This window comes from uncultured Mucilaginibacter sp. (genome assembly GCF_903893715.1).
Classification (GTDB): Bacteria; Bacteroidota; Bacteroidia; order Sphingobacteriales; family Sphingobacteriaceae; genus Mucilaginibacter.
On sequence record NZ_CAITNG010000016.1, the window covers coordinates 1 to 10,289 of the forward strand.

At 46.6% G+C, this 10,289-nt stretch carries 12 protein-coding genes; 3 read left to right on the forward strand and 9 right to left on the reverse strand.

Annotation, left to right across the window (positions count from 1 at the left end; all coding sequences use genetic code 11):
- The first annotated feature begins 768 nt into the window (after nt 1-768).
- Together fabF and QZX97_RS02155 are read left to right on the forward strand one after the other, a co-directional pair.
- The gene (gene fabF, locus QZX97_RS02150; RefSeq protein WP_295653858.1) at nt 769-2,013 is read left to right on the forward strand and encodes a beta-ketoacyl-ACP synthase II; all 1,245 of its coding nucleotides are present in this window, start codon (nt 769-771) and stop codon (nt 2,011-2,013) included.
- Nucleotides 2,014-2,139: 126 nt separating this feature from the next.
- A complete protein-coding gene (locus QZX97_RS02155) occupies nt 2,140-2,562 on the forward strand; it encodes a hypothetical protein (protein ID WP_295653855.1) in 423 nt (140 codons plus the stop codon).
- Between the two features lie 5 nt (nt 2,563-2,567).
- Here QZX97_RS02155 and QZX97_RS02160 read toward each other — a convergent pair whose 3' ends face one another.
- The 4 genes from QZX97_RS02160 to QZX97_RS02175 all read right to left on the reverse strand — a co-directional run bounded on the left by QZX97_RS02160 (nt 2,568) and on the right by QZX97_RS02175 (nt 5,876).
- The gene (locus QZX97_RS02160; protein ID WP_295653853.1) at nt 2,568-3,557 is read right to left on the reverse strand and encodes an ABC transporter ATP-binding protein; all 990 of its coding nucleotides are present in this window, start codon (nt 3,555-3,557) and stop codon (nt 2,568-2,570) included.
- A 70-nt stretch (nt 3,558-3,627) separates the two neighbouring features.
- Nucleotides 3,628-4,539 (reverse strand): PorT family protein, encoded by a 912-nt coding sequence (locus QZX97_RS02165; RefSeq protein ID WP_295653851.1) that lies wholly within the window; start codon nt 4,537-4,539, stop codon nt 3,628-3,630.
- A gap of 22 nt (nt 4,540-4,561) precedes the next feature.
- A complete protein-coding gene (locus QZX97_RS02170; RefSeq protein WP_295653849.1) occupies nt 4,562-5,317 on the reverse strand; it encodes a hypothetical protein in 756 nt (251 codons plus the stop codon).
- Nucleotides 5,307-5,876, reverse strand: coding sequence for an RNA polymerase sigma factor (locus QZX97_RS02175; protein ID WP_295653868.1), 570 nt, complete (start codon nt 5,874-5,876; stop codon nt 5,307-5,309). Before QZX97_RS02175 ends, QZX97_RS02170 begins: the two co-directional genes overlap by 11 nt.
- Nucleotides 5,877-5,968: 92 nt before the next feature.
- On the opposite strand from QZX97_RS02175, the gene QZX97_RS02180 reads away from it, so the two are divergent.
- Nucleotides 5,969-7,234 carry an amidohydrolase family protein gene (locus QZX97_RS02180; protein WP_295653847.1) on the forward strand — a complete coding sequence of 422 codons (1,266 nt, stop codon included), beginning with the start codon at nt 5,969-5,971 and terminating at the stop codon, nt 7,232-7,234.
- 4 nt (nt 7,235-7,238) lie between these two features.
- Here the strand turns inward: QZX97_RS02180 and hemJ are convergent, their stop codons facing one another.
- The 5 genes from hemJ to QZX97_RS02205 form a co-directional block, all read right to left on the reverse strand.
- Entirely contained in the window at nt 7,239-7,781 is a 543-nt protein-coding gene (gene hemJ, locus QZX97_RS02185; protein WP_295653845.1) for a protoporphyrinogen oxidase HemJ, read from the reverse strand.
- Complete coding sequence (hemE, locus tag QZX97_RS02190) at nt 7,781-8,806, reverse strand: uroporphyrinogen decarboxylase (RefSeq protein WP_295653843.1); 1,026 nt, start codon at nt 8,804-8,806, stop codon at nt 7,781-7,783. The genes hemJ and hemE overlap by 1 nt, the downstream gene beginning before the upstream one ends.
- Before the next feature lie 15 nt (nt 8,807-8,821).
- Nucleotides 8,822-9,352, reverse strand: a complete 531-nt coding sequence (locus tag QZX97_RS02195) for a tetratricopeptide repeat protein (protein ID WP_295653842.1) — start codon at nt 9,350-9,352, stop codon at nt 8,822-8,824.
- Nucleotides 9,352-10,059, reverse strand: coding sequence for a response regulator transcription factor (locus QZX97_RS02200; protein ID WP_295653841.1), 708 nt, complete (start codon nt 10,057-10,059; stop codon nt 9,352-9,354). Before QZX97_RS02200 ends, QZX97_RS02195 begins: the two co-directional genes overlap by 1 nt.
- Nucleotides 10,060-10,085: 26 nt before the next feature.
- Nucleotides 10,086-10,289, reverse strand: a 204-nt coding sequence (locus tag QZX97_RS02205; protein ID WP_295664100.1) for a sensor histidine kinase, incomplete at its 5' end; no start/stop codon positions are given.

A 10,289-nucleotide genomic window follows, 5' to 3' on the forward strand; every position in this document is an offset into this window, starting at 1 on the left:
CTGGAAATTGGTAAAGAGCTTCTCTTGATAGTTTTTCTTCCCTTGCATGATGTTAAGATACTAAATATCAATATCTTAACAAAATATTATTGAAAATAATCCTTTCGTTGCGCAACAGCCACGGCACGCGTGCGCCAGCACATGCGCAATTTTAAAGCATTGCGGCGCATCAATAAAACCATATTTTGAGGCAAAACTCCGGGCAAAATTTCGTAAATTTGTATGATGTAAAGCGGTTGACTTTTAGGCTGTTTGCAGAATAAAAAAGTTCTTTGAAATACCCATAAATACCCATGTCTTCCTTTTTGTCATTTCGACCAACGGGAGAAAACTTTACGAACATGATTGACTCCGCGGTGTCGCTTTGAGAAGTTTTCTCACTCGTGCCTCGTTTCGAAATGACATGGTGAGCGGGATGTTTAAATTGAAAAAACACCCATGTGCCCTATGGCAGGTCTTATGGGTACAGCATTAACAAAATGGCAATAACACGCTAATCTTTCGCTCAAAACACCCATATTTACCCATATTTTTTGGTAAAAATTGATACAGTATTGCAAAAATGGCAAACCTATACCCATAATAAGGAAAACAAAAAAAGATGTGGAATACCCATAAATACCCATGTGTTTTGCAGAGCGCATAGAGCGCGGCGCAAAGCGCTAAGACGGTAAGAGCATTTGCACATCGGCACATTTACATATTTGCACATTAATATTTCCACGGTTTCTAAATTTTTAAGTACTTCGCCTTATAATCGGATAATTGATGCTGAAAAGAGTTGTAATAACCGGCCTGGGTGTTTTGGCGCCAAACGGTAATGATGTAAATACCTTTTGGAACAATATTGTGAACGGCAAAGGCGGCGCGGCGCCCATTACCCGCTTTGATGCCTCGCTGTTCCGCAGCAAATTTGCCTGCGAACTGAAGGATTACGATGTTACCAAACACCTCGACCGTAACGATATCAAACGCACCGACCTGTTCACCCAATACGCGCTGGTTGCTACCGACCAGGCCATTGCCGACTCGGGTTTCGAGTTTGACAAGATGTCGCCCTTTGATGTGGGCGTGATTTGGGGCTCTGCACAAGGCGGCATGCACACTTTTGAAGAGCAGGTTACCGAATATATCGCATCCAACAAACAACCACGGTTTAGTCCGTTTTTTATACCTAAGGTGCTCATCAATATGGCCGCGGGGATGATATCGATCCGCAATGGCTATATGGGTGCTAACTATACCACGGTTTCGGCCTGCGCCAGCTCAAACACCGCCATTATGGACGCTTTCGACCAGATACGTTTGGGCAAAGTGAAAATTGTAATTACCGGTGGCTCGGAGGCAGGGATTACCGAAGCGTCATACGGCGGTTATTGTTCGCTAAAGGCCATGTCGGCACGCAATGATGACCCGGAGCATGGTTCAAGACCTTTTGATATTGGTCGCGATGGTTTTGTAATGGGCGAAGGCGCGGGCGCCTTGGTTTTCGAAGAATACGAACACGCCAAAGCGCGCGGCGCCAAAATATACGCCGAAATAGCCGGTGCCGCCATGACGGGCGATGCCTACCACATGACCGCCACGCACCCCGAAGGCATCGGTGCCACCCGTGCCATCAAAATGGCGCTGGATGAGGCTAAACTTACTATTCACGACCTCGACTATATCAACCCCCATGCCACTTCGACACATGTAGGTGATCTGTCGGAAACCAAGGCTATCGCGGCCTTAATGGGCAAAGAAAAGAACAATACCTATATCAGTGCCACTAAATCGATGACGGGCCATTTACTGGGCGCGGCCGGTGCTATTGAAGCTATCATTAGCATCCTCGCTATGCGCGATGGCATTGTGCCGCCAACCATCAACACGGTGGATATCGACCGGGAGATACCATCAAACCTGAATATTGTACTCAAAGAAGCCATCCAAACCAAGGTAAAAACGGCCATGAGCAATACTTTTGGCTTTGGCGGGCATAACGGCATCGCGGTGTTTAAGGCGGTGTAAAAACTTGCCGCAGTGCCGCTTATAAAAATTTTTGGTAAACTAATTGTTAAAAAGGCGGCACGGCACGAAACTACTTAACACGGTATTACGTAAACATCAGCATCTGCACAATACAGCAGCTTGTTTATGAATACCAGTACAATTGTTTACAGTATAAAAATTTGGTTCACTACCGCATTTGTCGCCCCGTTTTTGCAATGCTGCATCAACTATATCGTCAACCCGCCCGATTTTGACGCCGGATACTATATTTACGCTGCCGTATCGGTAGGCGTTGTTTTGGCTATACCAAGCGCGGTATTGTTTTGGCTGAGCACCAAGTTTACAAAAAAGATAGCCTTCCACACCGGCTTGTCGAAGTTGTTTTTAACCATGCCCGGGATATTGTTAACATTGGTATTGATTTATTTTGCCGAAAGCATGCCATTGTTCGCGATAAACAAACTATCGTTACCTATACCTTACATCGTAACTGTAGTTGCCGCGATATGGCTGTACGAACTGCCTGTTTTGGACAAGCGCCGTTACTATGAAACCGTAAATGCGTAAGCCTTTCAATACGCTAAGAAACCGCCTATAACAACCTGCACTTTATCGCCCTTGGCATATTTTCCTTTGTCGGTGTTGAGGGCCCGGACTTGTATGCCGTCTTTGGTTACCAGTACATCTTCAAAAAAACCTTTGAACAATACTTGCTGAACTACCCAGTCGCCGCCCTTTTTTAGCGACACATGCTCGGGACTGATGGCCACCGTATCCTTATCACTTTTGATGCCACAGGCTTTCGCTTCATCTTTGCTCAAAATCGACCTATTGGATAGCAGTTGCGCCGTGTACAGCATTTTAGGTTGATGGTACAATTCCTCAGGTCGGCCCGATTCTACAATTTCGCCATCGCGTATCACCACCAGTTCATCCGCCATCGATAATACTTCCGAGGGATCGTGCGAAACGAGGATAACCGTTAAGCCGGTATCCTTTACCACCGTCCGAATATTCTGCTGCAGCCCTTCCCTAAAGGAAGCGTCCACCTGGTTAAAGGGTTCGTCCAGTAATAACACTTCGGGCTTTTTAACCAGTGCGCGGGCAATGGCTACCCGTTGTTTTTCGCCGCCGCTCAGGTCAGCCACGCGTTTATCTTTTAAGTTGTGGATATTGAGTTGGTGAAGATATTTAGTGGTTTCGCTCGCTTTATAGTCCAAATCGGTATTGGGCAGTAGCGATGCGATATTTTCGCTTACGGTAGCGAACAGGTTCAGGTCGTCGGTGTGCTGAGTCACCATTTTCATATCATCATGCCCGGGTATCAGCTTGGTTTCAGGGCCCCAAATTTCTTCGCCCTTAAAACTCACCTTACCCTCATCCGGCGAAAGCAAACCAAACAGCAGCTTCAACAGTGTAGTTTTACCGCTGCCGCTCTCGCCAACTATGGCCGTAATTTTTCCGGGTTGGATGCTGATGGAAACATTGTTGATGCCGGATGTTTTTTTGCCCTTATACTTTTTGGTTACCGATACCGCCTCGAGGAAAGCTGTTTGCTGCATGGCCGCAAAGATACACAAAACAAAAAACCCGGCCAGTCGCCGGGTTTTTGAAATGTCATATTAAGCTAAACTACCAGCCGTATGAGAGGCCAAACGAGAAGCTTTTTATGCCTGCCTGGTTAGGGCTGTTTACAAACATGTCGTTAAAGTAGTACTTGGTGAAGATGCCAAAGTCGCCGTAACCCAATCTTAATATACCGCCGTACTCAAACTTGGCAAAGTGGAAGTCGTTATAATTGTGGGTTTTGCCATGTTGGCTGCTGATCTGTTTCAGCATACCGTCTATCAAAAAGCCAACCTGTGGGGCTAACGATAGGTGGAACCTGTTGCCATTTTTATCATAAGTCGATCGGTAATCGAATGATAATGGTATGGTTAGATACTCCGACGATAAGCGGTTTTTACTGTACGATATACCATCGTTCTTGTAGGTTAAGCCTGTGCTGTTGTTCACAGTACTGATGCTGTCGTTTTGCAAACGGATGAGCGTCCACTCCAAACCTGCGCCCAGGGTTACCCTGAAGTTGTTGCTAAAACGGTACCCAAACCGCAATACGTTAAAAGCATCTGTGGTGGTTTTAAAGGTGCTATAGTTTAAAAACTGATTTTGTGGTTTAAAGGTAAAGCTGCCATTATCCATAGGCAGGGCCAAACCCAAATCAAAAGGAAAAAATGCCAACCCGAACGAAAAGCCATGGTGTTTGGCACTGTTTAAGCTGTCGCGATGAGCGCGTACATACCCTTTGCCAACATTCACGTTAACATACGGGGTGCCGCTTGTATCTTTAGGCGGCGCATCGTTGTCGTTGGTGCTAAACCGTAAGGTTACTTGAGGCGGATTTTTATGCTTTTTATTGTTTTTTGTAACTGTGGTATCTGTTCCGGAAGAAGTGCTTGTTGAGTTACTTGAACCTGAGCTGTTTTGAGCGTACACCCCTCCCAGCATCCCGCAAAATATTGCGGTAATTATTAGATGTTTCATGATATATTGGTGTGTAATTAAATTAATCGTTCTTTTTTATCTGTATGGGCCCCAGGTTCACACCCGATACCCCAAATTCGCTATCATCATCATCGTTATCCTTAAACTGGATGATCTTGTTTGGCCGCTTATCTACCTTGGCAATTACCACGTTAAACAGGTCGCCCAGGCTGTGTATCTTTTTCTTTTGTGCCACCGGGGTCTCCTTTTGTACCGGTGCATTATTTGCCGCAAGTGTTTTTACCGGTTGGTTATTTTGCAGCTGCGGATTGTTTATCAGCTTAACTTCCTGCGTAACCGGCTGCGATATTTGTTGTTGCGCTGCATCATGTGTTTCCGTTGGTTCAATCCTTGCTATCATTACATGTGTGGTATCCACCTTGTTTATTAACGGCATTACAACTGCTGTTCGCCCATCGTTATATTGATGTTTTGGCGTTGCAGAAGCTTCCGGCCGGGTACCCTCGTTTACCTGAATATCGCCTAAACCCGGGTTAGCCTGCGGAGTGATTGCCAACCCGTTGGGGCTGGTGTTTACCGTTGCAGCGCTGTATTCGCCATGCAGCGCTACCTTTTGGGTTTGCGGCCGCAGCATGAATGCCGCGGTTGCCAATACCACCACCGCCGCGGCAATTTGCAGCCATGTCATCATGCTTTGTTTGGCTTCGGCTTTATTTTCAATTTCCGGTTTGATCTTTTCCCAAACCGAAGCCGATGGCGCTATCTCCATGTCCGCCAGTTGCGAACTGAATAACTTATCTAAATCCTTATCCGACATTTTCATATCGCTTTCCCTCCATTTTTAAAATCTGTTCCTTTAATATCCCTCTCGCCCTCGATAGCTGCGATTTTGAAGCCCCCTCGCTTATCGCCATCGTCTCCCCTATTTCCTTATGCGAATAACCTTCTATCGCATACAGGTTAAAAACCATCCTGTACCCCGGGGGCAATTGCTGTATCAGCGCCAGCAGGTCTTTTACCCCCAAATTCGACGCGGCCAGCGGGTCGACTGACGGCTCAATACCCGGCGTTTCAATATCCACTATCTGCATCATTTTGTGGTGTTTGCGATAGTATTCTATCGAGGTATGCACCATTATCCGCCTTACCCAGCCCTCAAAACTCCCCTCGCCACGGTAATCCCCCATTTTGTTGAACACCTTTACAAAACCGTTCTGCAACATATCCTCGGCCTCCATCCTATCAGTGGCATAGCGCATACAAACACCCAGCATTTTCGGGGCGAACATTTTGTACAGCCCTTCGTGTGCCTTGCGGTTGCCTTTATTACATTCGGCCACCAGTTCTTCTATCGTATGTTTATGTTCCAAAAACATCATTTAAAGGTAAGATGAAATATCATAGCAAATGGTTGCACGCCACAAAAGATTTTTTTGGCTATGGTAGTATGCTTGCTATCTTTATCCATATGAAAAGACTCTTTACCTTTTTACTGTTGATAGCCTCCAGCATACAGCTACAGGCACAAACCGAAACCCTGACCCTTTTTAAAGCCGACCGCGTGTTCGACGGCACCGATATGCACCCCAATGGCTGGGTATTGGTAAAGGGCAATAAAATTGAAGCCGTTGGCGATTCCGCAACCATGCAAGTGCCGGCTTCAGCCAAAATAGTTGTGCTCAAGGGAATGACGCTGATGCCCGGGATGATAGAGGGGCACTCGCACCTGTTTTTGCACCCTTATAACGAAACAAGCTGGAACGACCAGGTGCTGACCGAAAGCCGCGCTGAACGCACCGTCCGCGCCGTAACACATGCCTACGCCACGTTGATGGCCGGCTTTACCACCATGCGCGACTTAGGCACAGAAGGGGCAGGATATGACGATGTAGGCCTCAAAACAGCCATTAACAAAGGTATTATACCCGGCCCGCGAATGATATGCGCTACCCGTGCCATCGTGGCTACCGGCAGCTACGGACCAAAAGGTTTGGTTAACGAAGCTGAAGTACCGCACGGTGCGCAGGAAGCCGACGGCAACGATGACCTGATAAAAGCCGTTCGTACGCAAATGGGCAACGGCGCCGACGTGGTAAAGGTATATGCCGATTACCGCTGGGGCATCAATGATAAACCCGAACCCACGTTCACCATCGACGAGTTAAAATTAGTGGTGGAGGTTGCAGCCAGCGCCGGCCGCATGGTAGTGGCCCATTGCGGTACCGAAGAAGGCATGCGCCGCGCTATTATGGCCGGGGTAAAAACCATCGAACATGGTGATAGCGCTACGCCGGAATTATTTGCCTTGATGAAAGAAAAAGGCGCGGCCTATTGCCCCACCATATCGGCAGGCGAAGCATTGAGCAGTTACCAGGGCTGGCACAAAGGCGTTGACCCCGACCCGGCGCGGGTGGCAAAAAAGCATAAAACATTCCAGGATGCGCTAAAATCGGGTGTAACCATATTGATGGGCGGCGATGTGGGCGTTTTCCCTCATGGCGATAATGCCCGTGAAATGGTGTTGATGGTGGAATACGGCATGCCCGCGCTGGATGTGCTGCGCTCGGCAACCTCGGTTAACGCGGATGTTTTTGGATTGAAGGACCTGGGCAATATCAAACCCGGTTACCTCGCCGACCTGGTAGCAGTTGACGGCAACCCTGCCGAGGATATTAAAGCGGTAAAACAGGTAAAAATGGTAATGAAAGATGGGGTGGTGGTGAAAGGGAATTAACGCCTTACTTCTTCATCCTGCTATACTTATAAATCTTCACTGCTGACATGATGATGAGCGTGAAAAGTATCAGCCCGATAAAACCGTATATCCAGTTAACGGCATCTTTTAACACCGCCAGGAACACAATGGCAAATAAGAATATAGTGGCCACTTCGTTCCAGATGCGCAATTGGGTCGATGTCCATTTGTAAATACCACGGCGCATTTGCTGCATTTTGCCTACGCATATCATGTGATAGGCCACCAAACCAACAACAAAACACAGTTTTATTTCCATCCAGGGTTCCTGCATCAGGCCATCGTTTATCATCAGCATGCTGATGCCGGCTATAATGGTGAGCAACATGGCTGGTGTGGTGATGATGTTCATCAGCTTGCTTTCCATGATCTCGAACTGGGCCGATAAGATATCGCGTTCCACTTCAGGCTTTTCCTGAGCTTCGGTATGGTAAATGAACAGGCGCACGATATAAAACAAACCGGCCATCCAACTCACTACAAAAATGAGGTGTATCGATTTGATGTATAGGTAGTATTCGGCCATTAGTACGAGTAATCTTTAATGATATCCACCGCGTATTTTACATTATCGAAAGGGATATCGGGCATAATGCCATGTCCTAAATTAAAAATAAATCCGTTCTCGTCCTTCATCCGGTCGAACAATTTATAGATGCGTTCTTTTATCAACTTTTTATCGGCATACAAAATATGCGGGTCGAGGTTGCCTTGCACGGCAATGCCCTGGGGCAAACGTTTTTTGATATCGAGCAGGTCTACGTTCCAGTCGATGGATATCACATCCGGCTTGGCTTCGGCCATTAGCGGCGCGAAAACCGAGCTGCCTTTGCAGAAGGATATCACCGGGATATCCTTACGGTTTAATCCGGCGATAATCTGCGCATTATAATTGTGCGAAAACTCTTTGTAATCATCCCACGAAAGCGCGTTGGCCCAGCTATCGAACAATTGCACCGCGTTTACCCCTGCGGCTATCTGCATGTTCAAATAATCGATGGTTACTTTGGCAATTTTGCTTAACAACTTGTGCGCCATTTCTGGCTCGTTGTGCAGCATCAGCTTGGTCAGCTTAAAATCTTTCGATGAGCCGCCTTCCACCAAATAGCTCATCACCGTGAAGGGCGCGCCCGCAAAACCAATTAGCGGTATCTTACCGTTCAGACGTTGTTGAATCACTTTGATAGCATCGGCAACATATTGCAGTTTATGGGTCACGTCGGTTTCCAGCGCGTCAATATCGGCCAGATTGCGCACCGGGTTGGCAAACTTAGGGCCTATGTTGGCGCCAAAGCTCAGATCGCCGCCCATAGCTTCGGGGGTAACCAAAATATCCGAAAAAAGTATCGCGGCATCAATTCCAAGCAGGTCCACAGGCAGCATGGTCACATCGGCGGCCAATTCGGGCGTTTTGCACATCTCGAGGAAGGAATATTTGTTTTTAATATCCCAATACTCTTTCATAAAACGGCCGGCCTGACGCATCATCCATACCGGCGGGCGGCTGGTTGGCTCCGAAAACGCGGCTTTTATCAGTAAAGATTCTCTCATATAATCAGGGGGCATTTATTTAGCCTTGCGTGTTTTTAATTCCTTTTCTATTTGCGCTATCACTTCCTTCATTTTAGCGCTAACTTTTTTTTCCTGCCGGGTAGCCAGCTTTAAATAAGCTTCGGCCTTATCATAGTTGGCGTTGCGTACGCTAATGTTGGCCACATGCACCAATGCCGCCACATGGTCGTTGGCCGAGCGCAGCGGGTATTGTGCAGCCAGTTCGTAATGAGCCTCGGCCTTGGTAAAATCACCCCGTTTAAGGGCTATACCACCCAACATAAACTCGTAAAAGCCACGGCGGTTTTTGCGGAGCCATTCGGGTTTTCGTATCTGCAACAACAACTCCTCGGCCTTATCATAATCCTTGTTGTGGTAATACTTTGCCGCTAAAATAATGGGGCCCTCGTTAAAATAACCCCAAATTACTACCAGCATCAGCAGCGCATCGGCAGCGGCAACTTCGTAGGTGTGCATGTAAATAAACACCGCCAACAGCACCGCGAAGACGCAGACCACTAACAACCGTGCCTGGTTTGTAAACATTAATGCTGGTTGTCGGTAAATTTGTAGCCTACGCCCCTTATCGAATGAAAATAAACCGGAGTTTTTGGATCAGGTTCGAAATATTTACGGAAGGTGAGTATAAAATTGTCGATGGTGCGGGTTGATGGATATACATCATAGTTCCAAACAGTTTCCAATATCTGCTCGCGCGATACGGCATCGTTGCGGCGTTCAATCAGCAACTTCAACAGCATGGTTTCTTTTTTTGTCAAAGGTGTAACCGAGCCATCCCCATTCACCAACTCGAAGGAGTTGAAATGGATAGTTTTATCACCAATTTTGTAACTGTTAAACTCTTTCAGTTCATCGCCTTTTAAGCTGCGTTTTACCAGGTTATTTACGCGCAGTATCAGCTCTTCCAGGTTAAAAGGTTTAGTCAGATAATCATCAGCCCCTTTTTTAAGGCCCGCAATTTTATCCTCGTTGGTATTTTTGGCGGTAAGGAACATGATGGGCACATCCGAGTTTTCGAGGCGTATGGTTTCGGCAACCACAAAACCGTCAATTTCGGGCATCATCACATCCAGTATTACCAGATTAAAACGCTCTTCCTTAAATATTTGTAAGGCTTTTTTTCCATTGTTAGCTGTAGAAACCTTGTAGCCTTCCATTTCGAGGTTTAGCTTTATGGCCTCCAATAAATGTTCTTCGTCTTCGGCCAATAAAATTCTTTTTTTGCTGGGCATATCCATGTTCATTTAATTATTAATGTTTATCCGAAAACAACTTCAAAGACACTTCCTTTGGGGCGGTTGTCGCGGATGTGTATACTGGCTGCGTGTTTATCTAAAACTTGTTTAACAATAAACAACCCAAGCCCTGTACCCTTTGTATTTCGGGTATCTTCGTTACCTACACGGTAAAACTTATCGAATATATGTAGTTTTTCTTCGTCGGCTATACCAATGCCATTATC